Annotated in this window: 24 protein-coding genes and 1 pseudogene; 17 read left to right on the top strand and 8 right to left on the bottom strand. The window is 62.9% G+C overall.

Features of this window, described 5'->3' with window-relative positions:
• Positions 1-106: 106 nt before the first annotated feature.
• Positions 107-994, top strand: a complete 888-nt coding sequence (yghX, locus tag NQL71_RS29215) for a YghX family hydrolase (RefSeq protein ID WP_274643755.1) — start codon at positions 107-109, stop codon at positions 992-994.
• Positions 995-1048: 54 nt separating this feature from the next.
• Here yghX and NQL71_RS29210 read toward each other — a convergent pair whose 3' ends face one another.
• The 3 genes from NQL71_RS29210 to NQL71_RS29200 form a co-directional block, all read right to left on the bottom strand.
• Positions 1049-1702 (bottom strand): peroxiredoxin, encoded by a 654-nt coding sequence (locus tag NQL71_RS29210; RefSeq protein ID WP_077186117.1) that lies wholly within the window; start codon positions 1700-1702, stop codon positions 1049-1051.
• Positions 1703-1830: 128 nt separating this feature from the next.
• A complete protein-coding gene (locus NQL71_RS29205) occupies positions 1831-2775 on the bottom strand; it encodes an aldo/keto reductase (RefSeq protein ID WP_077186116.1) in 945 nt (314 codons plus the stop codon).
• 10 nt (positions 2776-2785) lie between these two features.
• Positions 2786-4063, bottom strand: a complete 1278-nt coding sequence (locus tag NQL71_RS29200; protein ID WP_077186115.1) for an NTP/NDP exchange transporter — start codon at positions 4061-4063, stop codon at positions 2786-2788.
• A 52-nt stretch (positions 4064-4115) separates the two neighbouring features.
• Here NQL71_RS29200 and NQL71_RS29195 point away from each other — a divergent pair, with 52 nt between their 5' ends.
• Complete coding sequence (locus tag NQL71_RS29195; RefSeq protein ID WP_046818785.1) at positions 4116-4904, top strand: alpha/beta hydrolase; 789 nt, start codon at positions 4116-4118, stop codon at positions 4902-4904.
• A 124-nt stretch (positions 4905-5028) separates the two neighbouring features.
• Here NQL71_RS29195 and NQL71_RS29190 read toward each other — a convergent pair whose 3' ends face one another.
• Positions 5029-5907, bottom strand: coding sequence for a LysR family transcriptional regulator (locus NQL71_RS29190; protein ID WP_274643754.1), 879 nt, complete (start codon positions 5905-5907; stop codon positions 5029-5031).
• A 91-nt stretch (positions 5908-5998) separates the two neighbouring features.
• Between NQL71_RS29190 and NQL71_RS29185 the strand changes: the two genes are divergently transcribed.
• The 7 genes from NQL71_RS29185 (at position 5999) to NQL71_RS29155 (ending at position 14087) form a co-directional block, all read left to right on the top strand.
• Positions 5999-7441: an aldehyde dehydrogenase family protein gene (locus NQL71_RS29185; protein ID WP_046818783.1), complete on the top strand. Its 1443-nt coding sequence runs from the start codon at positions 5999-6001 to the stop codon at positions 7439-7441.
• 13 nt (positions 7442-7454) lie between these two features.
• Positions 7455-8441, top strand: coding sequence for a dipeptidase (locus NQL71_RS29180; RefSeq protein WP_166621451.1), 987 nt, complete (start codon positions 7455-7457; stop codon positions 8439-8441).
• Between the two features lie 126 nt (positions 8442-8567).
• Positions 8568-10121, top strand: a complete 1554-nt coding sequence (locus NQL71_RS29175; protein ID WP_046818781.1) for a BCCT family transporter — start codon at positions 8568-8570, stop codon at positions 10119-10121.
• Between the two features lie 23 nt (positions 10122-10144).
• Complete coding sequence (locus NQL71_RS29170; protein ID WP_274643753.1) at positions 10145-11860, top strand: hypothetical protein; 1716 nt, start codon at positions 10145-10147, stop codon at positions 11858-11860.
• 1 nt (position 11861) lies between these two features.
• Entirely contained in the window at positions 11862-12575 is a 714-nt protein-coding gene (locus NQL71_RS29165; RefSeq protein ID WP_046818779.1) for a DUF3726 domain-containing protein, read from the top strand.
• A gap of 28 nt (positions 12576-12603) precedes the next feature.
• Complete coding sequence (locus tag NQL71_RS29160) at positions 12604-12996, top strand: RidA family protein (protein WP_046818778.1); 393 nt, start codon at positions 12604-12606, stop codon at positions 12994-12996.
• A gap of 230 nt (positions 12997-13226) precedes the next feature.
• Positions 13227-14087: a CAP domain-containing protein gene (locus NQL71_RS29155; protein WP_274643752.1), complete on the top strand. Its 861-nt coding sequence runs from the start codon at positions 13227-13229 to the stop codon at positions 14085-14087.
• A gap of 19 nt (positions 14088-14106) precedes the next feature.
• On the opposite strand, the gene souR is transcribed toward NQL71_RS29155, so the two are convergent.
• From souR to NQL71_RS29135, 4 genes and pseudogenes are all read right to left on the bottom strand, one after another.
• Complete coding sequence (gene souR, locus NQL71_RS29150; protein WP_178134598.1) at positions 14107-15117, bottom strand: transcriptional regulator SouR; 1011 nt, start codon at positions 15115-15117, stop codon at positions 14107-14109.
• 142 nt (positions 15118-15259) lie between these two features.
• A complete protein-coding gene (locus NQL71_RS29145; RefSeq protein ID WP_077186111.1) occupies positions 15260-15889 on the bottom strand; it encodes a Vgb family protein in 630 nt (209 codons plus the stop codon).
• A gap of 35 nt (positions 15890-15924) precedes the next feature.
• Positions 15925-17145: a winged helix-turn-helix domain-containing protein gene (locus NQL71_RS29140; RefSeq protein WP_274643751.1), complete on the bottom strand. Its 1221-nt coding sequence runs from the start codon at positions 17143-17145 to the stop codon at positions 15925-15927.
• A 56-nt stretch (positions 17146-17201) separates the two neighbouring features.
• A pseudogene (locus NQL71_RS29135) lies at positions 17202-17411 on the bottom strand (4-oxalomesaconate tautomerase); the annotation flags it as partial.
• Positions 17412-17627: 216 nt separating this feature from the next.
• Between NQL71_RS29135 and NQL71_RS29130 the strand changes: the two are divergent.
• The 8 genes from NQL71_RS29130 to NQL71_RS29095 all read left to right on the top strand — a co-directional run bounded on the left by NQL71_RS29130 (position 17628) and on the right by NQL71_RS29095 (position 26412).
• Complete coding sequence (locus tag NQL71_RS29130) at positions 17628-18875, top strand: LysR family transcriptional regulator (RefSeq protein WP_274643750.1); 1248 nt, start codon at positions 17628-17630, stop codon at positions 18873-18875.
• Between the two features lie 1153 nt (positions 18876-20028).
• Complete coding sequence (locus tag NQL71_RS29125) at positions 20029-20484, top strand: outer membrane lipoprotein (RefSeq protein ID WP_166621560.1); 456 nt, start codon at positions 20029-20031, stop codon at positions 20482-20484.
• 231 nt (positions 20485-20715) lie between these two features.
• Positions 20716-21168, top strand: coding sequence for an Ohr family peroxiredoxin (locus NQL71_RS29120; protein WP_046818769.1), 453 nt, complete (start codon positions 20716-20718; stop codon positions 21166-21168).
• Positions 21169-21230: 62 nt separating this feature from the next.
• The gene (locus NQL71_RS29115) at positions 21231-21683 is read left to right on the top strand and encodes an Ohr family peroxiredoxin (protein ID WP_046818768.1); all 453 of its coding nucleotides are present in this window, start codon (positions 21231-21233) and stop codon (positions 21681-21683) included.
• Between the two features lie 148 nt (positions 21684-21831).
• Positions 21832-22290, top strand: a complete 459-nt coding sequence (locus NQL71_RS29110; RefSeq protein ID WP_046818767.1) for a MarR family winged helix-turn-helix transcriptional regulator — start codon at positions 21832-21834, stop codon at positions 22288-22290.
• 109 nt (positions 22291-22399) lie between these two features.
• Positions 22400-22906 (top strand): sigma-70 family RNA polymerase sigma factor, encoded by a 507-nt coding sequence (locus NQL71_RS29105; RefSeq protein ID WP_077186106.1) that lies wholly within the window; start codon positions 22400-22402, stop codon positions 22904-22906.
• Positions 22903-23883 (top strand): FecR domain-containing protein, encoded by a 981-nt coding sequence (locus tag NQL71_RS29100; RefSeq protein WP_274643749.1) that lies wholly within the window; start codon positions 22903-22905, stop codon positions 23881-23883. Before NQL71_RS29105 ends, NQL71_RS29100 begins: the two co-directional genes overlap by 4 nt.
• A gap of 87 nt (positions 23884-23970) precedes the next feature.
• Positions 23971-26412: a TonB-dependent siderophore receptor gene (locus tag NQL71_RS29095; protein WP_274643748.1), complete on the top strand. Its 2442-nt coding sequence runs from the start codon at positions 23971-23973 to the stop codon at positions 26410-26412.
• Positions 26413-26447 lie beyond the last annotated feature (35 nt).

Genomic DNA, 26447 nt, shown 5'->3' with positions numbered 1-26447 from the left:
GCGAATGCGCCGGGTCAGTCGACTAAAGCGTGGAATGATAGACCGCTTTCGCCGGCAAGCCAGCGCCTACACGTTCACGTTCAATAGGTTGAAGAGGAAGCGCCCTATGACCCGTCTCACGGCAAAAGACTTTTCCCCGCAACTGCTGGAACTCTACGACTACTACGCCCATGGCCTGATCAACCGGCGTGAATTTCTCGACCGTGCCGCGCTGTTCACCCTGGGTGGCTTGACCGCCAGTGCACTGCTGGCGTCCCTGAGCCCGGACTATGCCCTGGCCGAACAGGTCGAATTCACCGACCCGGACATCATTGCCGAGTACGTCGAATATCCCTCACCCAAGGGCAACGGCCAGGTTCGTGCCTATCTGGTGCGCCCCGCCAAAGCCGCCGGCAAGCCTCCTGCGGTGGTGGTCGTGCATGAAAACCGTGGGCTCAATCCTTACATCGAAGACGTCGCGCGGCGCCTGGCCAAGGCCGGGTTCATCGCCCTCGCCCCGGATGGCCTGAGCTCGGTCGGCGGCTACCCCGGCAACGACGACAAGGGCCGCGCGCTTCAGGAAAAGGTCGACCCGCAGAAACTCATGAATGACTTCTTCGCCGCCGTCGAGTGGATGATGAAACACCCCGATGCCAATGGCAAAGTCGGCATCACCGGGTTCTGTTATGGCGGCGGTGTCACCAACGCGGCAGCCGTGGCGTACCCGGAACTGGGCGCCGCCGTGTCGTTCTACGGCCGCCAACCGGACGCCAAGGACGTGCCGCGGATCAAGGCGCCGGTGATGCTGCACTACGGTGAACTCGATACGCGCATCAATGAAGGCTGGCCCGCCTATGAGCAGGCGTTGAAGGCCGGGGGCAAGACCTATGAAGCCTATATCTACCCCGGCGCCAACCATGGTTTCCACAACGACTCCACGCCGCGTTATGACGAGGCGGCGGCGAAGCTGGCCTGGGAGCGGACACTGGGGTGGTTTCGCAAATACCTGGTGTAAGCCGAAGCCAGCCTGTACACCGCCGCCCACGGGGGCGGTGTACGTCGCCGGGGATTATTTCGGTTGCGCCACCGTGCGCAGGTACGGCTTGAGGGTCTTGAAGCCGTCGGGGTATTTCTTCTTCGCATCCTCGTCGGACACCGACGTCGGAATGATCACGTCGTCCCCCGGCCGCCAGTTCACCGGCGTGGCGACAGTGTGCTTGGCGTTCAACTGCAGCGAGTCAAGCAATCGCAGCACTTCATCGAAATTGCGCCCGGCGCTCATCGGGTAGATCAGCATCGCCTTGACCTTCTTGTCCGGGCCGATGATGAACACCGAACGTACCGTGGCATTGTCCACGGCGGTGCGTTGGCCGCCGCTGGCATTGGGATGAATCATGTCGTAGAGCTTGGCCACCACCAGGTTGTCGTCACCGATCATGGGGTAGTTGACCGCATGGCCCTGGGTTTCCTCGATATCGCCAAGCCAGGCGTGGTGGTCGCTGACCGGGTCGATGCTCAGGCCGACGACCTTGGTGTTGCGCTTGTCGAACTCTGGCTTCAACCGGGCCATGTAGCCAAGCTCGGTGGTGCAGACCGGGGTGAAGTCTTTCGGGTGCGAGAACAGGATGGCCCATTTGTCGCCGATCCACTCGTGGAAACGGATAGGCCCTTCGGTACTGTCGGCGGTGAAATCCGGTGCCTCATCGCCAATACGGATTGTCATGTTCGATCTCCTTTGTGTAATGGTTGGGGATGTCTTGCATGGGGACTGCCGAGCGAGTCGTGCCGGTCAGATTTTTCGGACCTCAATCAGTGTAGTCAGGAACCCGCCTGCCGAAAGCTGCCCAGGCTTCAATCCAGCAAGGCGATCAACTGATGCCGTTGGGCATCGGTGAGCATCGGGCCGAAACCGGCGCTGGCGTTTTCCGTCATGTAGCGCGGGTTGCCGGTGCCGGGTATGACGCAGGTCACCGCCGAATGCGACAACAGGAACTTGAGCGCCAGGGGCGGCCAGCTCTTGACCCCGACTTGCGCGGCCCAGCCGGGCAATGGTTTGCCCTGCAACCGCGCGATCAGGCCACCGCCGCCAAACGGCCGGTTGCAGATCACCGCCACACCGCGGTCGCGACACAAGGGCAGGATGCGTTTCTCGACCGCACGATCATCCAGCGCATAGTTGATCTGCAGGAAGTCCAGTGGTTCGGCCTTGAGCACTGCCTCCACCTCGTCATAGGCCGACGCGGTGTAATGGCTGATGCCGATGTAGCGAATGCGCCCTTCTTCCTTCCATTGGCGCAGGGTCGGCAGATGGGCTTGCCAGTCCAGCAAGTTGTGGATCTGCATCAAGTCGATGCGGTCGGTCTGCAGCAGCTTGAAGGATTGCTCCATCTGCGCGATCCCTTCTTCACGCCCCCGGGTCCACACCTTGGTCGCCAGGAATGCCGGTGAACGTGGCTCGTGAATCGACAGAAGCTCGCCCGTGGTCTGCTCGGCGCGGCCGTACATGGGCGAGCTGTCGATGACCTTGCCGCCCTTTTCGAACAACGCATCAAGCACCGCGGGCAAGCTGCGGTAGGCAGGGTCCGAAGGTGCCACATCGAAGCCGCGATAGGTGCCCAGGCCGACGGCGGGCAATGGCTCTTTGCTGGAAGGAATGACGCGGGTCATCATGGTCTTGCCTCCTGTTCCCGCCGCTGGCGAGGTTTGCGCGCCGCTCGGGCCGAGCGTGAAGACCGCCGATGCGGCGGCAGCCAGCGTGAGTATTTGCCTGCGGGTAAAACCTTGCGCATGGCTCATGACATTTCCCTCACCTGGGGTCCGGCGCCTGTGGGACGGGCCCGGCCATTCGCGCCTGGCGCCTGGCCAGCCACAGGCACAACCCGCCCCACAGTCCCGCGAACGGCACGACCACCACCGCGACCAGGCCGAAGCCTGCACCCATGGCCGTCAAACCGGTCGACAGCCAGCCACTGGCGGCATCACCACCACGATAGACCAGGGTTTCAATCACATTCTTGGCCTTATACTTTTCTTCGCGGCTGACCACCGTCCACAGTACTTCACGCGCTGGCCGCACGATGCCGAACTCCACCGCGCGGCGCAGCCCCTGGGCCAGTGCCACGCTGGCCGGCACCGGCGCCAGGGCCATGACACCAAACGCCAGGACGGTCGCCAGGGGCATAACCAGCAGCGCACCGCCAATACCCAGCAGACGAATCAGAGGCGCCGTCAGCAGCAACTGGCAGATCAAGGTCAGCGCTGACACCAGCAAATCGACCATGGCGAAGAATTGCGTTCTGCTGCCTACATCAGCGTAGCTGCCAGCGACGATCCGTCCCTGCTCGAAATACAACAAAGTCGCGGCGCTGGTGTGCAACAGCATGAAGGCCACCAACCCCAACAGATAAGGCGACCGCAGGATCAGCGTGATCCCGGCGAGCATGCTGCCCCCCAGGCGCCGTTCGTCCAAAACCCGAGTACCCGCCTGCGATCGGGTCCTCGACAACAGTCCCCGATAGCAACGTACCGCCAACTCCAGCAGCAGCGCCGCAGCGAGGGTCAATGCCAGCGGGCCCAGACGAGTGGCCATGGTTGCCGCCAGCAAGGGCCCGATGAAGGTGCCCAGGGTGCCACCGGCCGCGATGCAGCCGAACAGCCGCCGGCCTTGCTCGCTGGAGAAGCGATCGACCAGCACGCTCCAGAAAATCGAGACGATGAACAGGTTGTAGAGGCTGATCCAGACAAAAAACACCTGGCCGACCGTCACCGGCGCAACACGGTTGCCGATCAACAGGCCAAACACCAGCATCGACACGGCAATCGCGCGGTAGATCAACGGCACGAAGCGCGTGGCCGGCAGCCGTGACGCCAATGCGCCAAACACCGGCACCATCAGCAGCATCACCACGAACGTGGCGGTGAACAGCCACTGCAACCGGTCGACGCCGCCTTCAAGGCCCAAGGCATCGCGCAACGGTCGAACCAGGTAATAGCTGGCCAGCACACAGAAGTGGAAAGCGAAGCCCAAAGCCAGGGCCGCTCTTTCAGCAGGCAACACATTGAGCCATTTGAGCGCGATGGGCATCGGTGCCCTCCTTTACCGCCAGCTACACTCTGACAGCACCCCGGAGCCGTCAATGCCGCCCATTAACGTTAGCCGAATGTCGCGCACCTTGATTTTCCTCGTCGTCATCGCCGTTGCGCTGTACCTGGCGCTCTGCGCGGCCCTGTTCGTGTTTCAGCGCGCACTCATCTACTACCCGCAACCCCGCTCCGTCGACTCAGCCGATTCGCTGCTGACGTTACCCGTGGACGAGGCGCAGGTGCTGGTGTCGGTGCGAGCATTCAAGGGCCCCAAGGCACTGATCTACTTCGGTGGCAATGCCGAGGACGTCTCGCGCAGCCTGCCGGACTTCGATCGGGCTTTCCCCGACCATGCCCTGTACCTGCTGCATTACCGTGGCTACGGCGGCAGCTCCGGTTCACCTTCGGAAGAAGCGATTGCCCGCGATGCCATGGCCTTGTTCGACAAGGTCTATGCCGAGCACCCGCAGATTGCCGTGGCAGGACGCAGCCTGGGCTCGGGGGTCGCGGTGCGCCTGGCCAGTACCCGCCCAGCGACGAAATTGCTGCTGATCACGCCATACAACAGCCTGGAGGAACTGGCCGAGCGGCAGTTTCGATGGCTTCCGGTGAAGTGGCTACTCAAGGATAAATACGAATCCTGGCGCTACGCCGAACACATCACCGTGCCGACGCGCCTGATCGCCGCCGAGCAAGACGAAGTAATTCCAGGCGCAAGCACCCGGCGTCTCTACAGCCATTTCCCCCCGGGCGTGGCGACGCTGCAGGTGATTGCGGGCACCGGGCACAATTCGATCAGCAACAGCGCCGAATACCTCAAGGCGCTGGAGGATGGCCTGTAGGAGCGAGCGTGCTCCAGGTGGCGTTCCGACGAAAAACCCAAGATCGCCGCCGGGCATCAGGCTTCCCGCGTCATCGTTGGCCTCCATCGCGAGCAATCGAGCATCGACCGGCTGCTCCTACAGGTCAGGTCTGCATCTGCGCCTTGAGAAACCCCATCAACTCGGCCGCGGCCGGCGACAGGCTATGGCCCTTGCGACACAAGATGCCGATCTGGCGCTCCACCCTGGGCTCTGCCAAGGGTAAAAATACAAGCTGCTCGTTGCCCTGGGGAAACGCCAGGGACGGCAGCGTGGTGATACCGATGCCCTCTTCCAGCATCGCGATCAGCGAAATCATGTTGGAGACGAACAGCAGGCTGCTGTCGAGCAACCTCGCCGCGTCCGTTCCTGCCAGCAGGCGCGAGGTGCCGTTGCGTACCAGCGGATAGGCTTGCAGGCTGGACCAGTGCAGCGCCCCACCGTTGGCCACCAGCGGATGATCATGCCGACAGACCACCCCCACCCGGTCACTGAGGATCGGCACGAACTCAATGTTGTCATCGGCCACCCACACGCTGCTGATGGCGAAGTCCACCTGCCCCTGGACCAATAGCTGCTGCACGCTGTCCGCGTTGCCGTCCTGGATGCTGATCTGCATTTTCGGATGTTCGCCCACAAACCTCGCGAGCAGATGCGGCAGCAAGCGGCTGGCCACCGACGGCACCGTGGCAATGCTCACCTGACCAATTTCGTGTCGCGCCAACAGGCTCACCTCCCGGGCGATGCGATCGTGATGGGCGAGCAAATCCTGGAACAGCGGCAAACAGTGCGCACCAAAGGGCGTCAGCTCGGTTTTGCCGCCCTTCTCGAACAGTGGCTGGCCGAGCTTCTGCTCCAGTTCGCGCACCGCCAACGACAACGCCGGTTGCGTGCGATACGCCTGCCTGGCCGCGCCGTGGAAGCTTTTCAGCTGGGCGACCAGCACGAAATAGCGCAGTTGAGTAATCTTCAGCTCGGGCAACATGGTTAGTTTTCCTTATCATTTCATTTTTATTATTAATTTTTATTTGCAGAGTAATACTCTCAAGATGGGACCAACGCAATCGGAGGTTCCCATGGCACTGCAACCCTACAAAAACTACATTGGCGGCAATTGGTGTGAAGGCCAGGGCCTGGTCGCCAACCACAGCCCTTCGGATGTCGAAGACCTGATCGGGCACTACCACCAGGCCAGCGCCGAACAGACCCTGGATGCCATCGCGGCCGCCCGTGACGCCCAGCCACAATGGGCGGCCAGCGGCCTGGAACAGCGTCAGCAAATCCTGATGGCCATCGGCAACGAGCTGATGACGCGCAAGGAAGAACTCGGCGAACTGCTCTCCCGTGAAGAGGGCAAGCCGCTGGCCGAAGGCATCGGCGAAGTCCATCGCAGCGCGCAGTTCTTCCACTACTACGCCGCCGAAGTGTTGCGCCAGATGGGCGAGACGGCCGCCTCGGTACGCCCCGGGATCGACATCGAAGTCCACCGCGAACCGGTGGGTGTGGTCGGCATCATCACCCCGTGGAACTTCCCCATGGCCACCGCCGCCTGGAAGATCGCCCCGGCCCTGGCCTTCGGTAACGCCGTGGTGTTCAAGCCGGCCAACCTGGTGCCTGCCAGCGCCTGGGCACTGAGCGAAATCATCAGCCGCCAGCCTCTGCCCGCGGGCACCTTCAACCTGGTGATGGGCAGCGGCAGCGTGGTCGGCGAAAGCCTGATCCAGTCGGCCGATATCGATGCACTGACGTTCACCGGTTCCCTGCAGACCGGCCGCCGCGTCGCGGTGGCCACCGCCGGCAACCTGGTGCGCTGCCAACTGGAGATGGGCAGCAAGAACGCCCTGGTGGTGCTCGATGATGCCGACCTTACAATCGCCGTCGAATGCGCCCTGAACGGTGCCTTCTTCGGTACCGGACAAAAATGCACCGCCTCCTCGCGCCTGATCGTTTGCGATGGCATCCATGACCGGTTTGTCGAAGCGCTGGTCGCGCGCATGCGCCAGTTGAAGGTTGGCCATGCCCTTGGACAAGGGGTGCAGATCGGTCCCGTCGCCGAAGCCCGCCAACTGGAACAGAACCTTCATTACCTGCGCCTGGCCGAGGAAGACGGCGCGACCCTGGTCGAAGGCGGCGAGTTGCTCGCCCTGGAACCGGCCGGGCACTACATGCGCCCCGCGCTGTTCACCCACACCACCAACCAGATGCGCATCAACCGCGAAGAAGTGTTCGGGCCGATTGCCTGCGTGATCCGGGTCAGCGACTACGAGCAAGCCCTGGCGGTGTTGAATGACACCGAATACGGCCTGACCGCCGGGATCATCACCCAGTCGCTGCGTTATGCCAGCGACTTCAAGCGCCGCGCCCGCACCGGTTGTGTGATGGTCAACTTGCCCACCGCCGGCACCGATTACCACGTGCCATTCGGCGGCCGCAAATCCTCCAGCTTCGGCCCGCGCGAACAAGGGCAATACGCCCGCGAGTTCTACACCGTGGTCAAGACCACCTACGTGCGACCTTGAACGGGAGATCACCATGCACGACTTATTGATGATCGATGGCCTGCAGTACTCCAACTGGAGCGAAGAGATCTTTCGCCAGATGCAGGCCGGCGGCCTGAGCGCGGTCCACGCCACCATTGCCTATCACGAAAACGCCCGGGAAACCCTGTCGCGCCTCGGCGAATGGAACCGCCGCTTCGAAACCTGGCCCGAGCTGATCCGTCCGGTGCGCGAGGCCTCGGACATTCGCCTGGCGCATCAAGAAGGCCGCATCGGGATTTTCTTCGGCTTCCAGAACTGCTCGCCCATCGAAGATGACATCTGCCTGGTCGAGGTCTTCCGCCAGCTCGGCGTGCTGATCATGCAGCTCACCTATAACAACCAGAGCCTGCTGGCCAGCGGCTGTTACGAGACCGAAGACAACGGCATCAGCCGCTTCGGCCGCCAGGTCATCCGCGAGATGAACCGCGTCGGCATGCTCATCGACATGTCCCACAGCGCCGAGCGCAGCACCCTGGAAGCCATCGAATTGTCGAGCCGGCCGGTGATCGTCTCCCACGCCAATCCGTCGAGTTTCCATGCGGCCAAACGCAACAAGTCCAATGCCGTGTTGCGCGGTATTGCAGAGTCCGGCGGCCTGCTCGGTTTCAGCACCTACCCGTTCCACCTCAAGGGCGCGTCGGGCTGCAGCCTGGAATCGTTCTGCGACATGGTCGCCAACACAGCCGAACTGATGGGCGTGGAGCACATCGGCATCGGCACCGACCTGTGCCAGCAACAACCCCTTCAAGTGCTCGAATGGATGCGCAACGGGCGCTGGAGCAAAGACAAGGATTACGGCGAAGGCTCAAAGGACAACGCCCACTGGCCGTCACCGCTGCAATGGTTCCGCGACAGCCGGGATTTCCCGGTCATCGCCCAGGGCCTGCGCGACCGTGGCTTCGCCGAGGACGAGGTACGCAACATCATGGGACTCAACTGGCTGCGCCTGCTGGAAAGCGCGACACCTGCGCAAAACTGACCCTTGATCCACTGACCCTGGTTTCACACCGTGAGGACAGCACAGCATGAAAAATAATAACAATAGCCTCCCGTTCATCCCCCAAACCGGCGATGCACAGCCCCAGGCGCGTATTTTGGAGGCATCATGAAAACATCCGACTCCCTGCAAGCCGACGTCCAGTCACTGGACCTTGCACCGCCGAAAAAAGACATCGACTGGCCGCTGTTTTTAATCAGTGGCGGCTTTCTCGGCGCCTTCCTGATCGCCGCGCTGGTCGACATCGAGGGCGTGTCGCTGCTGGTCAACACCCTGTTCGCCTGGTCGACGAAATTCTTCGGCCTGTACTGGCAGGTCCTGATGCTGGCGACCTTTGCCATGAGCCTGTTCATCTGCTTCAGCAAATGCGGGCGGGTCCGGCTAGGCGGCGTCGACCAGCGTCCCGACACCAGCACCTTCAACTGGATCGCCGTGATCATGTGCGCCCTGCTGGCCGGCGGCGGTGCCTTCTGGGCAGCGGCGGAACCGATGATGCACTTCGCCAGCCCGCCACCGCTGTTCGCCGGCATGCAAGCGCATACCGAAGCGGCCGGCCACGCCGCGCTCGCGCAATCCTTCGTGCACTGGGGCTTCCTGGCCTGGGCGGTATTGGGCAGCCTGCTGGCCATTGTGTTGATGCACCTGCACTACGATAAAGGTTTGCCCCTGGCACCGCGTACTTTGCTCTATCCACTGTTCGGCGAGCGCGCGATCAAAGGGCCGATTGGCACCCTGGCCGATGCCACCTCGATCATCGCGGTGGTCGCCGGCACCATCGGCCCGATCGGTTTCCTCGGCCTGCAGATCAGCAGCGCGTTGCACTCGGTATGGGGCATTCCCAATGACCTGGTGGTGCAGTCCATCACCATCGTGCTGGTCACGGTGATGTACACCATCTCGTGCCTGGTCGGGCTCGAAGGCATCCGCTTCGTCAGCGGGATCAACGTCTGGCTGATGATCGGCCTGGCGGTGTTCATGGTGCTGCTCGGGCCCACCGCGTTTATCCTTGGCGGCTTCCCCACGGCGTTTGCCTTGCACATCGAACAGTTCATCCCGATGACCCTGTTCCGTGCCGACCCGAAATGGCTCGACTGGTGGACGGTGTTCTACTGGGGCTGGTTCATTGGCTACGCGCCGATGGTGGCGCTGTACGTGGCGAGGATTTCCCGGGGCCGGACCATCCGCGAGGTGATCATGACCCTGTCGATCATCGCGCCGTTGGTGACCATGTTCTGGTTCACCATTGTCGGTGGCGCCGGCATCGGCATGGAATTGCAAACCCCGGGCATCGTCACCGCCCATGGCGCACAGCCCGAAGACTTGCTGTTGGGCGTGACCCAGAACCTGCCATTGGGTGGGTTGATCTCGGCGCTGTTCCTGTTCCTGAGCTTCATTTCGGTGGCGACCAATGGCGATGCCATGGCCTTCACCGTGGCGATGGCCATGTCCGCAAACGACAAGCCCAAGGCATGGCTGCGCGCCTTCTGGGCGATAGGCATGGGCCTGGCCGCCGTGGTGCTGATCACCATCGGCTCGGGCGGGGTCACGGCGCTGCAATCCTTTATCGTAATTACCGCCGTACCGGTTTCACTGCTGATCCTGCCGTCGCTCTGGGATGCCCTGCGCATCGCCCGGCAGATGGCGCGCGAACAGGCAGTCTGATGATGAACAGTTCAGGAATCGCAATGATGTCGCACACCGACACAGACACCTCTTTGGCCCTGCGGCCCGCCGCCCGGGTCATGGACCTGGAGCGGCTGGGCAGTCACTTCCAGAGCCGCCTGAGTTTCGTGCGCAGCAGCATGCGCAAGATGATGAATGAGCAATGGCGCATCGAACGTACCCGCTTCGATCTCGACGCCGAGGGTTTCGGCACGGCGATCTACCGGATCGACACCGCCAGTGCCCACTATCACTGCGTGATTTTCTCGATGTACCTGCCGCCGGAAAAACGCAGTGACCGGGTCATCGCCGATCAATGGGACGTCAGCTTCGTGCTGCTGGCCGGCGATGTCGACGAGCAGCAACTGGCCGACCTGCGGCGCAACGTGCCGTTGCAGGAAGCCGGGCGTTTCGATGCGCGGGTGCTGGTGCTGTCACGGGCCAACCGCAGCCTGCGCAATTTCGAGCGCTTCCTCGGGGCACTGGCCGAAGGTTGCCAGCCAGACCCACGGCAGCTGGCCGAGGTCGGTTACCTGTATCGCACTACCGCCGTGTACGGCAACGGCAAGTTCGGCATCGCCGACTTCAGTTGCCTGCAAGGCAATGCCGACTTCAGCCAACCGTTCAGCGCGCAGATGTTCACCGTGTATCTGCTGCGGCATTTCAGCATCGAGCAGATCGAGCACATGGCACGGGCACGCAATCCACAGCGCGCGGTCGGGCTGGACCTCGAGTTGCAACGCTACCTGGGCGTCGGCAACTCCACGGGGTTGGGCATGGCGCCCTTCCTTATCAATCACCCGCAACTGGTCAACCAATGGGTTTGTGCCCGTGAAACCGCACTGGCGCTGGTTTCAGCGCAACCGGCTGACCTGCCCCGGGTGCAGCGTTTCCAGGCGCTATTGCAGCGAGCCCGCCAGCACCTGCAACAGACCCGCACCGAAGACCAACGGCAAAGTGCAATCGATCGGCAGACCCTCGCCGACCTCGATCAATTGAGCCCCTGGTTCGCCTCTCAACCGGTCAGCACCGACCTGTGGTCGCGCCTGCAGGACTGGGCCGAACTGAACACCGGCCTGGGCTGCCAGGAATTGCTGGTCAGCCTGTTGCTGGAACTGTACCCCGAACAGGTCGATCCGCTGGCCGGGCAGATGTCGGTCAGCGAGGGCTTTCGCCTGAACGCCGAAATGCCGCTGGACGAATTGTGCAATCTGATCGAAAGCCATTATCGCTGGGCGCTCGACTACGAGCTTGAAGGGGCCGAGGCCAACCACTTCTTCTGGTATCGCTCGGCAGAAAAGGAAGAACCGCGCCTGGGGGAACGCGCCATGGAACCTGGCGCGGAGAAAGAAATGCAACTGGGCATCGCCCGCAACATCCAGCGTTGCCACCGCGCCTTGCTCGCCTACCGCGAACAGCATCCGCAGCAATTGACCGCGCATTTCCTGCTCGCGCAGCCGTCGTTCAAAGGCACCGTGTGCCGGTTGCAGGGCATGGCCCGTGGCGCCTTCGGGGAAATTCGCGCCAACCTGATGGACCGCCACATGCTGCCGATCCACCTGCTGCGCTGCAAGCTGGCGTTCTTCGGCGCCGGTAAGTTCGACCCCAAGTCCAGCCGCTGGGTGCGGATCACCTTGTTCCAGGGCGCTCCGTTAGTCAGTGAGATAGGCCAGCCTTTCGCCGATGACTGGAATTTCGCCGTGATGCCGACACTGACCACCGCCGCCGGAGAACACTGATATGCGCGTCTCGCTCAATGAAATCCAGGTGATTTGCCGCAAGGCCTTCGAAGGCATCGGCTTCGCCGCCGGTGACTGCGACGACGCCGCCGAGATGATCGCCCGCCTGCAAGTGCAAGGCCTCGATGGCATCGGCGCGTTGAAAAAGGCCTTGGCGTATCTTCACGACGAAGTCGATCGCCCCATCGAGACCTGCTACGAAGACGCCGCGCAACTGACCCTCGATGCCCACGGCCAGAGTGTCTTGCGCTGCGCCGCCCAGGCGGTCGAGCTGGGTGTGGGCAAGGCCTTGCGTGGTGGCAGTGCGTTGATCCGCATCCGCCATTGCCATAACCGCATTCTGCTGCTCGGTTACCTGGCGCGCTGCGCCGCAGAGGCGCTGAATTTTTGCGTCTACTGGCGCGATGCGCGCCAGGAACTGGTCGCCACCTTCAGCGCAGGGCAAACCCGCCCGACGTTGCGGGTGTATGACCTGCCACAACCGGCGCAGAGCGACGAACAAAGCATCAATGTACTGATTTCCCGGCATTTCACGCTGCTGCCGCGGCTGAGTGCCGAGGATGCCCTGCCTGTTGCCCACCCGCAGGCCGCTGAGGGGTTGGTGGTCGATGACGAGGTCTGGGCCCAGCTGAAGAAACTCGGCGAGCGGGTGCTGGTGGAAAGCACCGAGGAGTCCCGCCGGCGCGGTGCCGGGGAAAGCAGCGATGCCCAATGAAAACTTGCAATGCATCAGGAATCAATCAATGAAACATGCGATCAAGACCGACCTTTTCGCCTCGCGCGCCCCCCTGGAATGGGCGGTGGTCGGCCACGGTACGTTGTACACCGCACAGATCCCCATCGACCGCGAAGGCCAGGTGGTCAGTGGCGGCATCGAGGCGCAAACCCGGCAGACCCTGGACAATCTGCGCCATACCCTGCAAGCCGCCGGCAGCACGCTCGACGCGGTTACCCAGGTGCTGATCTATGTCACGGACCGTAGCTACCTGGCGACGGTGAACAGGATCTATGCCGAGTATTTCCAGGCGCCCTACCCCAACCGCGCCGCCATCGTCGTGGCCGGACTGGCCCGGGAGGAGATGCTCGTGGAACTGGTGGTATACGCCTGCCTTGACCTGCCGGCGAAGACAGCCTGACATCCGCCCCCTCACTCGCGCCCATACACGATCTACTGTAGGAGCTGGCTTGCCAGCGAAGGCGGCCGAAAGACCAACGCAATGTTAAAGGCCGCTCCCCTACCCCTCGTCGGATCCATCATCCCGACATTAAAACCCCTCCCCCCCGTGAACCTTGTCCCAAGACGCCAGTCTTAGACGGGCATTTTTCCTCCTCCCAACGTTGTCATCTCATCAGAGCTGTCCGCACCATGCGCCCATCCGCCCTCGCCTTGCGCTTCACTTCGCTGTGCCTGTTGACCTCACTGCCCCTGATCGCCCCCATTGCCCAAGCCGGTGCGGAACGCCAACTGGTGGAAGCCATCAACGATTATCGAGCCCACCCGGAAGATTGCGCACGGCGTCCCGCCCAACGCCTGTCGCCGCTGGCCCTGAAGTCGAGCCTGGCCTTGCCGATTGGCTACGGCGGCGGCTTGCGCGACCGCTTGAAAGCTTCCGGGTACCAGGCCGTGGCGGTGCGATCCATCCGCGTGGTGGGTGCGCGAGATGCCGACGAGGCTTTCGACATGCTGCAGAGTGACCATTGCTCGGCATTGCTGGACAACCAGTACGCCGACATTGGTGTCAGTCGCAGTCGCGGTGAATGGCAAGTGGTGCTGGCGCGACCAGTGCTGGACAGTCAGGTCAGCGATCCGCGCAGTGTCGGCAAGGCCTTGCTCGCACAGGTCAACGCCGCCCGCGCCAAGCCGCGCCTGTGCGGGCGCCAGCGCTTCGCTGCCGCGCGGCCTTTGGCCTGGAACGCCAGCCTCGGCGCGGCGGCGCAGGGGCACAGCAAGGCCATGGCCTACGGCAATTACTTTGCCCACCAGGACCCCGATGGCGACACCGCTGTCGACCGGGCCAGGGCCGCCGGATTTCGTGGCCGGCAGATCGGCGAAAACATCGCCGCCGGCCAAAACTCACCGAACAAGGCCATGGCCGGTTGGCTGGCCAGTCCAGGGCATTGCGCCAACCTGATGAACCCGATGTTCACCCAGGTCGGTGCGGCTTATGCGACCGATGCGCGCAGTGACCGGGGGGTTTACTGGACGATGATGTTTGGCGCGCAATGAGCGGCCATTCATCGAACCGTTACTTGACCAGCCTGGTTTCCCTGGACGGCCGATAACCGAAATAGGCGCTGTAGCACTTGCTGAAGTGGCTGGGTGAAACAAAACCGCAGGCCACCGAGACTTCCACGATGGTCAGGGTAGTGTGCTGCAGCAATCGACGCGCTTCGGTGATGCGCAAGTCCATGTAGTAGCGCTGGGGCGTCGTGCCCAACTGCTCCTTGAACAGGCGCTCTATCTGCCGGCGCGACCGACCGGCGTACAGACAGAGCGCCTCCATCTCCAGCGGCTCTTCCAGGTTGGCGTCCATCAGGTTGACCACCTCCCTCAGCGGCCCGCTGACGGACACATTCAAGGTGGGTTTGATGCGTCGATAACGGGACGCCTCGAACGCCAGGATGTCTTCGATACCGTCGGTCAACGCCTTGTCATGCAGGCCCCTGATCCACTCCAGCGCCATGTAGAAGGCGCCCGTCGGACTGGACGCCGTCAGGCGGTCGCGATCCACTACATAGGCTTCGCTGGTGACCTGGCTGAGCCTGGCGATTTCCGCCAGCGCCGGACGATGCTCCGGGTGAATGGCGCAGCGATAGCCGTCGAGCAAACCGGCCTGGCCGAGAAACCAGGCGCCATTCCATATGCCTGCCAGCATCACCCCCTGCTCCGCCGCGCCTTGCAAGAGGCCGCTCAGCCCGTCGTCGGCCTTGAGCGCCGTGCGGTAACCCCCGCAGACAACCAACAAGTCCAGCCCTTGTATTTCGACCGGGTCAAGGCGCGCATCGGGTCGAATCACCAGGCCCAGATCGCTGATGACTTCCCCTTCGGTCAAGCCGAAGGTTTTCGTTGAAAACAGCTCGGGCCGGAGCAAATTGGCGGTGACGATGGTGTCCAGCGCCTGGGTGAAGGCCGGCAACGAAAAATGTTCCAGCAGCAGGAAGCCTGCCCTGGCCCGAACGGACTGGCCTTCATGGTCATTGAGGTAACGAAGGTTCTTGCCCTTCATGGCACCGCTGAACTGACGTCGCTCTACCAACGTTCGCCTCGCCTGGTCGTATTGAACAAGATGGATTTGCCGCATTGATAGCCGACTCCCGCAACGGCTATCAATGCGCGCACTGTTTACGCCAGTTGAAGCCCCGGAGCAAGCGAGTCCGTTAGCGCAAAAGGGCAAACCCTCACGGCCGGCGCACCACCCTCACCCGGCCGCTGTTACCCCCGCCACAGAAAAACCGCTCGCCGCCGTCGCACTCAAGCCCCGATACGCCGATGCCGGCCGGCAGCGTGAGGCTTTCCAGCACTTCGCCGCTGCTCGAATCGACGCGGCGCAGTTCGCTCTCCTCGCCTTCCCAGGTGCCATGCCACAACGCGCCCTCGACCCAGGTCACGCCCGTGACAAAACGGTTGGATTGCAAGGTGCGCAGGACTTTCCCGGTCTCGGGGTCGATCTGGTGAATTTTCCGTTCGCGGTACTGGCCCACCCACAGCGAGCCTTCGGCCCAGGTCAGGCCCGAATCGTTGCCACCGCCGGGGGCCGGAATGGTGGCGAGGATTTTGCCGGTGCGCGGGTCGACTTTCTGGATACGGTCCTCGGCAATCTGGAACAGGTGCGTGCCATCGAATGCCGTGCCGGCATGGCCGGCGACATCGAGCGAGCGCACCAGGTGCCCATTGTCAGGGTCCATGGCGTGAAGCTTGTCGGTGGTCGCAAACCACACCTGCTGACCGTCCCAGGTGACGCCGTGCACGGCATCGACATCGGCGAAGGGGCCATATTCACGCAGAATTTCGGCGGCTGACTGTTTCATCTTGGTGTTCCTCCAAAGGGGTGGGTGGAATCATCCTAGCCACCGGGCAGCGGAACCGGGAGTAACAAGGTCGTCGCGAAACCGGGCACCGGCGGGGTCAGCCAGCGCCGTGCCCGCCCCTGCCCGAATGACTGCACCCTGCCCTTTTCCGCCAGCGATTCGAGCGCGCGCTGTACACCTCGCTGGCTGCTGCCCAACGCCAGGGCCAGGGCCGAGCTCGACCAGGATTCGCCGTCCCCCAGCAAGGCGAACACCGCGGCGTACTTGTCTTCCACCGGTGGCGCGAGCACCACCACCTCGGGTGAAACCTGCGCCACCAAGGCAAAGCCACGGCGGGTCGCATGGATGCCGGCCAAGGGTTTGAGCGCGGCACGCAAGCGGCCGATTTCGACCCGCAACCGGGCGCGATGGGATTCATCGCTGAGTTTCAGGCGAAACGCCCTCGCAATGAGGACTTCCCTGGGCACATCGGCAGGCCAGGCTTGGGCCAGTGATCGCACGAGGGTGAACAGAATCGGACGCTTCGATAAAGGGACCGACATGCCCGAGCCTCGCACCACGTTTCGACAGGCATCTACCACCAGCGAGGTCGACGCCAGCAACGCTTCCACTTCGTCGAGCAACACAGGTCGCTCTGTGCCATGGCTCACCAAGCGTGCGGCGGGACTGTCGAGCAGGTGCTGCGCGCTTTCGACTTCCGCCAACAACGCGGGAATGCCGGCCTGTCGTGCAGCCAGTTCAGCCCTGGCCAGGGCTGCGCGCGCCGCCTGGGCCTGCAGATGGCGCATGGCGATCCCCGCCGCCACCAGTTCATGGGTGGCCCGCAGTGGCGGTGGCAAGGTGGCCGGGGCCAGTTGCGCAAGTTGCTCCCGGGCCTGGTCCAGCTGGCCGATCAACAACAGGCGACGGATCTGCAGATAGCGCGCATGGGCGGCGTTCACCCGATCATCGTGAGCATCCAGAGTGAGTCGCGCCGCCTCGAGGGCCTTGACCGGCCAGCCGAGGTCCCGTGACGCCAGTGCGATCTCGGCCTCGGCGACCACACAGCGCGCCCGCGCCAGTGATTCATGCGGCCCGAACGCCCGCGCCGCCCGGCGTACCAGCGCCTTGGCCCGCACCAGATCCCCCAGTTGCGCCATGGCGATGCCGCGCAACGCCAGCGCCGGTGCATCGTCGCGTAGCGCCACCCGGTCCAGCGCGCCCAGCGGATCCCCCGCGGCCAGCGCCTGCGCGGCGGCGGTGATCAACGAGTCCATTGCAATCCTGCCACGCCTGTCACTCCTGTCCAGATAGCCCTCTTGATGAGTCTATATCACGACCAGGCCAGCGCATCCGGCACGCATACCACGCCGTCGAACAGCAGGCGAGCGGTGCGCATCAAGCCACGCCCGGCCAACACGCCGTCCTGCAGACGCAGTTCGACGGTGAATTCCCCCGTGGGGTGCTCGACCTGAAGGCGCTTGACCTCGCCCTCGCCAACCCGGGCGAAACCCGCCGCCACACTGCCCTCGATCAGGCAGGCAAGGAATCCGTATCGGCCCATGCTCAGTCTCCGAGTTCGTCGAGGGTGAGTCGATCATTGCGGTTACTCCTTCTGTGTGTCGAAAGAGCATCGCATTGCGACCCGCCAGCGGAGTAATGCTCAGCACAGTTGCAGGTATGCGTTTTTTTTATTGCCACTCGATCAGGGCAGCGGCATAGTCCGAGGCAAACAGCGATCTGCCGAGCAAAAAAACCCATGGAATCCACGGAACTGCCCAGCCTCATGCACGTGCGAGCCTTCGTCCGGGTGGCCGAGCATGGCAGCGTGTCCAAGGCCTCCGTAGCCCTGTATCGGGCACAATCGGTGGTGACCCGGTCGATTTCCGAGCTGGAGACCCGCCTCGCCGTGCCGCTGTTCGAACGCCACGCCAACGGTATGCGTTTGACCGATTACGGCGAACGCCTGCTGCCCCGGGCGCGTCGCGTGCTCGCCGAGCTGGAAAGCGTGCCGCGACTGTTGGGTGGTGGGGAAAAGCGCGCGGTCGAGCCGCTTTACCTGTTCCAGGCCCGCCGCCTGCAAGTGTTCATCAAACTCTGTGAAACCCGCCATATGCAGACGGTCGCCAGCCTGCTCGGCCTGAGTCAGCCGGCGGTCAGCTCCACCATCAAGGTCATGGAAAGTGGCTGCGGCCAGTCGCTTTTCGAGCGCACGCCACGCGGCTTGCAACCCACCCCCGCCAGCCATGAAATCCTGTTCCCGATTCGCCGGGCATTGAACGAGTTGCGCCACATCAAGTCCGACATCACCGCCCTGCGCGGCACCTTGCAAGGGGTGGTGCATGTCGGCGCCCTGCCCCTTGGCCGCACGCGCATCCTCCCCGAGGCCATCGTGCGCATGGTGGCCGAGCACCCGGCTATCCAGGTGATCACCAACGAAAGCCCGTTCGATCTGCTGGCGACGGAACTGCGCGCTGGCGACGTCGATTTCATTTTCGGTGCCTTGCGCTCGCAGGCCTACGCCAGCGACTTGACTGGCGAGGCGTTGCTCACGGAAGACATGGTGGTGCTGGCTCGGCGTGATCATCCGTTCTATGGAAAAACCGCCCTGCACGACGAACTCGGCGCCGCCCAGTGGGTGTTGCCCCGCGCCGGATCGCCGGCCCGGCAGATGCTCGATGAATGTTTCGCCCGGTTCGGCATCGCACCGCCCCGGCCGGTGGTGGAAAGCGCCGACATGGCGATCATCCGCGGGTTGCTGCTGCGCTCGGACATGCTCGCGGCGGTGTCTGCACATCAACTGGAACAGGAAATCGCCTCCGGCGAGCTGTGCATCCTGCCGCTGGAACTGCAACAGACAACACGGGCAATCGGCCTGACGTATCGCCATGGTTGCCTGCACACGCCAGTGGCCCAGGCCTTGATGGAAATGATTCGCCGGGTGATTCGTGAACAGGCCAACTCCTACCTTGATGAGGCCGACACATCCAACATCCCCGGTGACTGACGCTCCGCCTTCGCTGGCAAGCCAGCTCCTACAAGGGATTGGTGGCCATACACACTTTCGTGGGCGCCGCGGAACCAGCAGGAGCTGGCTTGCCAGCGATGAGGCCGGCACATCCAACATCCCCGCTGACTGACGCTCCGCCTTCGCTGGCAAGCCAGCTCCTACAAGGGATTGGTGGCCATACGCACTTTCGTGTGCGCCGCAGAACCTGTAGGAGCTGGCTTGCCAGCGAAGAGGCCGGCACATCCAACATCCCGGGTGACTGACGCTCCGCCTTCGCTGGCAAGCCAGCGCCTACAAGGGAATGGTGGTCATACACACTTTCGTGTGCGCCGCGAAACCTGTAGGAGCTGGCTTGCCAGCGAAGAGGCCGGCAAATCCAACATCCCCGCTGACTGACGCTCCGCCTTCGCTGGCAAGCCAGCTCCTACAAGGGAATGGTGGTCATACACACTTTCGTGTGCGCCGCGGAACCAGCAGGAGCTGGCTTGCCAGCGAAGAGGCCGACACATCCAACATCCCCGGTGACTGACGCTCCGCCATCGCTGGCAAGCCAGCGCCTACCAGGGAATGGTGGTCATACACACTTTCGTGTGCGCTGCAGAACCTGTAGGAGCTGGCTTGCCAGCGAAGAGGCCGGCACATCCAACATCCCCGGTGACTGACGCTCCGCCATCGCTGGCAAGCCAGCGCCTACAAGGGATTGGTGGCCATACACACTTTCATGTGCGCCGCGGAACCTGTAGGAGCTGGCTTGCCAGCGAAGAGGCCGGCACATCCAACATCCCCGGTGACTGACGCTCCGCCTTCGCTGGCAAGCCAGCGCCTACAAGGGATTGGTGGACATACACAGCTATTATTGCGCCAGTACCGCCTGGCTGACCCGACGCCGGCCATGACCACGCTCCACAGGGTGAAGACCGGTCTGCGCACCGCTCATGCAGAAGCCTGCCGCGACCACGCCAAATGCCGGGGGTATCGGTTTTTCTTATCGGGTAATTTTCGAACTGAGGTGTTGCAGGGGAATTTTCCGTGCCTGCGCTGAGCTCGCTGCCAGTCCAGCGGCGGGCCCGTAGCCCTGTGCTAGTCTCCTTCGTCTAACGTGCGCTGATGCGTTTGAATGAACCGCTTCCCCTGGATGATGGAGTTCGACATGAAAAACACCGCTTCCTGGCTGACGATCACCCTTATAAGTCTCGTGCTTTGCGCCTGCGCCGCCGTCGACGCTGGAAGCGGTGGCGCCGGCGAGATGGAAATCCGCTCAGGTAAAATCGAACAAATCACCATGACGCAGATGCAGACCAATCACGACAGCGGCGTCGGCGCCATTCTTGGCGGACTCGCGGGCGTGGGTATCGGTAGCCTGATCGGTTCCGGCACCGGGCGCGATGTGGCAATGGTCGCTGGCGCCCTCGCCGGTGCGGCGGGCGGCAATTACGCCGAGAAGAAAAAATACGACCAACCGCAACAGGCCCAGCAGATCATCGTGCGGACCAAAAGCGGCGTGCTGGTGTCGGTGACCCAGCCGGTCAATGCCGCCCTGAGCAAAGGCCAGAGTGTCTATATTGAAGGCACCGGTAATGAAGCCCGGGTGGTGCCGCAAAGCTGACCACCACCCTGCCGCCGAGAATCGGTGGCCAAGCGTCACTGCAAAGCCCCGGGCCTCAACAGCCCGGGGCTTTTTTTATTGAACGTGAATTGAAACTGACCGTTCGTCGTCCGGGCACGGAAATACCCCTTGACGTCAATCGGCTTCTGGAGGACTATCACTTACATCGGATGCGATATAAACGCACACGACACTAAATCGAACCTGACCGCACCCCTTGAGGATTCCCCCATGAGCAAGATCGAAAAAGTCCTGGCCACCGGCAAGACCCACACCACCCTGAACAGCGCAGGCACCACCTCGCGCGGTCATAACGGCACTCTCGACATCGAACTGTCGACCCCAGGTTCTGCCCAGCCAGCCCATGTGTTCGCCGCCACCCAGCCGCACCCGAAAGCCGAGCAACTGTTCGCCGGGGCCTGGTCGGCCTGCTACACCGCTGCCGTCGGCCTGGTGGCCGCCGAGCGCAACATCGCTCTGCCGGCGGACATGGCCGTCGACATCGAAGTGGACCTGGGCCAGACTGGGCCGGCCTATTTCCTTCAGGCCCGACTGACCCTGCGCGTGCCGGGGCTGGCACAGGACATTGCGACGGAACTGGCGCACATCGCCGATTCCATCTGCCCCTACTCCAAGGCAACACGCGGCAATATCGACGTTGCCCTTAACGTTATTACGGCTTAATTAATATCGCATGCGATGCGATCGCACACGAATAACATACTTGAAAACCTGAGGAAATCATCATGAGCAAGATCGAAAAAGTCCTGGCCACCGGCAAGACCCACACCACCCTGAGCAGCGCCGGCACCACCTCGCGCGGCCATAACGGAAACCTCGACATCGAACTGTCGTCGCCCGGCAGCGCTGCACCGGCACACGTGTTTACCGGGGTGCAACCGCACCCGAAAGCCGAGCAACTGTTCGCCGGGGCGTGGTCGGCCTGCTACATCGCAGCGGTAGGCCTGGCCGCCCAACAGGCAAAGGTGACCTTGCCCGCCGATACGGCCGTGGACATCGAAGTCGATCTGGGCCAGGCCGGTGCAGCCTACTTCCTACAGGCTCGACTGACCCTGAGGGTGCCGGGCCTGTCACACGAAGTCGCGACCGAGCTGGCACACAACGCGGATGCGATCTGCCCCTACTCCAAGGCAACCCGCGGCAACATTGACGTCACCATCAACGTCCAGACCGCTTGACGCGCGGTACGGCCGGTTCCCCCGGGATCTCACGGGGGAACCGGCCGTCGGCCGTTATGGGTCAGGCGCTCGCTGGGTTAGAGCTATTCCGACACCATCGCATACGATGTACAGTTGCAGTCTTGCAGCCCGCCCAGAGAGAACCTCCATGAAAAGCACCGCCAAGACGTCCGCCCTGGATCTCAAGCTCTCCGACTTCCTGTGTTTTGCGGTCTATTCCACTAACCTCGCTTTCGGCAAGGCCTACAAGCCGATGCTCGAACGGCTCGGCCTGACCTACACGCAGTACATCACCCTGGTTGTGTTGTGGGAGCAGGACAACCAGACCGTCGGCAGCCTGGGGGAAAAGCTGTTCCTCGAATCCAACACCCTCACCCCGATCCTGAAAAAGCTCGAGGCGATGGGTTACCTGAAACGTCAGCGCGACCCGGAAGACGAACGCCAGGTGCGCATCAGCCTGACCGACGCCGGTCGCCAGCTGCGCACTGAACTGACCGAAGACGGCTTTCCGAAAACCGGCCTCGATCCCGAGGATTTCGTACAGATGCAGCAGGCGATCGTGGCGTTGCGTAACAATCTGATCCGCACCACCCATGCCGATAAATAATCGCTGAAGCGGTAAAACCGAGGTTGCCTGGAAAAGTCCCGATTGCGATGGCTCGTCGCTCAAAGGTAGTATTGAGAACGATTCACACTAACATCTGGAAAAACCACCGGTGCAACCTTCTTCGACCAGCAAGCTGAGCTACTTTTTCAGCGACCATCACCGTTGGCTGCTGCAGCATATCCAGCGACGGCTGCGCAACCATGCGGATGCCGAGGACACTGCCGCCGATACGTTTTGCCAGATGCTGGCGGCCCGGGTCGATCCCGACAGCATCGAACAGCCCCGCGCCTACCTCTCGACCATTGCCCGCCGGCTTATGTTCGATCGGCATCGCCGGCGCAAGCTGGAGTTGGCTTATCTCGAGCGTCTGTCGCTGCTGCCCGAAATGCTCGCGCCGTCCCCCGAAGAACAGCTACAGCTGATCGAAGCGCTGGTCGCCATCGACCAGGCGCTGGACGGCCTGCCGACGGTGGTCAAGGCCACCTTCCTCTACAGCCAGCTGGACGGCATGAGTTATGTGGCCATCGCCCACAAGCTGGGGCTGGCGGAGCGCACGGTCAGCCGCTATATGAAACAGGCGTTGCGCCAGTGCTACCTGAGCGAGATGGGCGTATGAAAAAAGAGCGCCTGGAGCCTGTCAGCGAGCAGGCCATCGACTGGATGGTGCGCCTGTGCGCCGCTCCCCCCACGCCCGCCTTGCAGGAACGTTTCGACGCCTGGCTGACCAAGGACCCTGCGCACGCCCAGGCCTGGGCCAGATTGCAGGAGCGCCTGGGCGGTTCCTTCAACACCCTGCGCGCCCTCGATCGACGCTTGCCGGGGCACACCGAGCATGCCCGCCAGGTGCTCTTGCAACCGCAGGCATCGCGGCGTGATGCCCTGCGGGTGATCGCAGGTCTTGGCCTGCTCGGTGGCGGCTTGTGGCTGGGTGCGCGCAGCCCGCTGGGCGACAGCCTATTCGCCGACCTGTCCACCGGACGGGGGCAGCGCGAGGATTTCAACCTGGCCGACGGCAGCCGCCTGAGCCTCAACGCCGACAGCGCGGTGGACCTGCAATTCGACGGCCAGCAAAGGCTGGTCATCCTGCGCCACGGCGAACTGGTGATTCGGGTCGCGCCCGATCCGCACCGTCCGTTGCGCGTGCGTACCGCCCAGGGTGAAGTCCGGGCATTGGGTACACGTTTCCTCGTCGCCCAGGAGCAGGACGCCAGTCGTGTGGTGGTGCTGGAGCATTCAGTCCAGGCCAGTCTCTTCGATGGTACCCGGCGAGACTTGCAGGAGGGCGAGTCCGCCCTGCTCTACGCGCGGCGCATCGAACCGGTCGCTGGCGATCAGCGACATCGCGCCGACTGGCTCGGCGGGCGCCTCAATGTGCTGGACGAGCCCCTGGAAAACGTCGTGGCTGCGCTGCGCCCCTACACTCGCGGTTTTGTTCGCCTGGCCCCTGAAGTTCGCGACTTGCGGGTCCAGGGCGTGTTCCCGCTCAACGACCCCGCGCGCACTTTCGCCGCGCTGGCGGAAACCCTGCCGATCCGGGTCGATCACTACAGTCCGTGGCTGACGTTGATTCGCGCAAAACCGGTCAAAGAATAATTTTTTTTGCAAATCACTCTTATTCGTGTCCGGTTTTCATTTCTCATCCCACCTATCTCCTGACACTTACACCATCAGGAGAATGCTGTGTTCAACCCGTGGTCCCACTCGCTTTCCGTCGCCGCTGCCCTGGCCACCCTGGCAGGCCCTGGCCTGGCACAGGCGCAAACCCTGCCCTTCAATCTGCCCGCCGGCCCGCTCGCCAGCTCCCTCAATGCCATTGCCAGCCAGAGCGGACAGATCATCTCGCTGGAGCCTGCGCTCGTGCAGGGCAAGCAAGCTCCCGCGGTGAAGGGCCAGATGTCCGCTGAAGAAGCAATGCAGCGGGCGTTGGCGGGCAGCGACCTGCAACTGCGGGTGACCGCCCAAGGCAACTTCAGCGTGGAGCCCGCCGCCACGAACAGCGCTACGCTGCAATTGGGTGCGACAAACATCATCGAAAACAGCGCCGACGCCACCACCGAAGGCTCCGGCTCCTACGCCGCGCGTGCCGTGACCATCGGCAAGGGCACCCACACCCTCAAGGAAATCCCGCAGTCGGTCACCGTCATGACCCGCAAACAGATGGACGACCAGGACCTCACCGACCTCAAGGACGCCGCCAACAAGACCACTGGCCTGGTCGGCGTCCAGGGCGTGGGCAAGGGCATGATCCTGACCTCTCGCGGTTTCCAGATCGATGACTGGCAATACGACGGCGTACCGATCCCGCGCAATACCTACGCGTTGGGTAATTGGGCCACCCAGGACCTGATCTTCTTCGATCGCATGGAAGTGCTGCGCGGCGCCTCCGGCCTGCTGCAGGGCACCGGCAGCCCCGGCGGCGCGATCAACCTGGTGCGCAAGCGCGGCCAGTACGCCCCGACCGTAACCGTCACCGCCAAGGCTGGCTCCTGGGATCACTACGGACTGCAGCTGGACGCCGGCGGGCCGCTGAACCAGACCGGCACCGTACGCGGGCGTTTCGTCGCCGATGAAGACCAGAGCGATTCGTTCGTCGACTACGAATGGAGCAAGACCCACTCGCTGTACGGTTCGCTGGACTTCGACCTGCGCGAGGACACCACCCTGGGCCTGGCAGTCAGCTACTCCGATGCCGAGTCGCGCCCGATGATCCGCGGCTTGCCGCGATATTCCGACGGTAGCCCCCTCGATGTGTCGCGTTCCACCTATACCGGCGCGCGCTGGAACCATTCGGACATCGATGTCACCACCGTCTACACCGATCTTGAGCACCACTTCAACGACGACTGGGCCTTCAAGGTCGGCGCCGTGCGCATGACGGAAAGCAACAAGGCGAAAAACCAGCGGCTGCAAAGCAGCGGCGATGGCCTGGAAGCCGACGGCAGCGGCGTGCAATACGCCGATTTCGTGACCGATTTCGACGCCACCAAGCTCGGCCTGGACATGAACCTCATCGGCCACTTCGACGCGTTGTCCATGCAGCACGAAGTCATGATCGGCGGTAACTACTCCAAGTACACATCGGACGACAAGTTCGCCCGAACCTTCAACGACAGCACCGACACCATCTTCGGCATCGACCACGACCGCCCGGAAATCAGCTACGACGGGATACTCAATACCCCCGGCGGCCGGGCAACGCCGAGCAAATACGACATTCGGCAAAAAGGCCTGTACGGCAGCTGGCGGGTCAAGCCGATCGACCCATTGACCCTGGTGCTCGGCTCGCGGGTCAGCTGGTACGACTACAGCTACAAGTCGTGGAGCCAGCTCGCCTTCAGCGACGTGGTGACCGCCGCCCCGGAAAGCACCGCCAACGAAACCGGAGAGGTCACGCCCTACGCCGGCATCATCTATGACCTGAACCGCGAATGGGCGGTGTATGCCAGCTACACCGACGTGTTCGAACCCCAGGCCCTGCGCGACGCCAGCGGCAAGATGCTCAAGCCGGTGATCGGCAGTAACTACGAAGTCGGCCTCAAGGGCGAGCTGCTGGATGGGCGGGTCAACACCTCCCTGGCGCTATTCCGTTACGACCAGGAGAACCGTGCACTCAACGACCTGGCGTCGGGCTTCGCCTGCGATGGTTGGTACTGCTCGATTGCCGCGGGCAAAGTGCGCAGCCAGGGGCTCGACGCGGAAATCAGCGGTGAGGTGCTCACCGGCCTGCAGCTGTTTGCCGGCTACACCTACAACACCACCAAGTACCTCGATGACCCGGCCAACGAAGGCAAGGTCTTCAGCACCTGGACGCCCAAGCACATGCTGCGGGTGTGGAGCGATTACCAGTTCAGCGGCGACTGGAACCGAGTCAGCACCGGCCTGGGCTTCACCACCCAAAGCCATACCCTGGGCTATGAACACACCTTCGACGTACCGGGTTACACCGTCTGGAGCGCCCGCGCCGGCTACCAGCTTACAAAGGAGATCGGCCTGGCTCTGAACGCCAACAACCTGTTCGACAAGCACTACTACACGGCGGGATACAACCAGCTCGACGGCAACAACAATTTCGGCGAGCCGCGCAACCTGATGTTCAGTGTGAAATACACACCGGAGTTCTGACACCGGGTTCACGCCATCCCCTGTAGGAGCGAGCT

It is taken from the genome of Pseudomonas serbica (assembly GCF_028823535.1).
Taxonomy (GTDB): Bacteria; Pseudomonadota; Gammaproteobacteria; order Pseudomonadales; family Pseudomonadaceae; genus Aquipseudomonas; species Aquipseudomonas serbica.
Note: the sequence above shows the minus strand (reverse complement) of the source record. Positions and strands in the feature narration are given on the sequence as shown.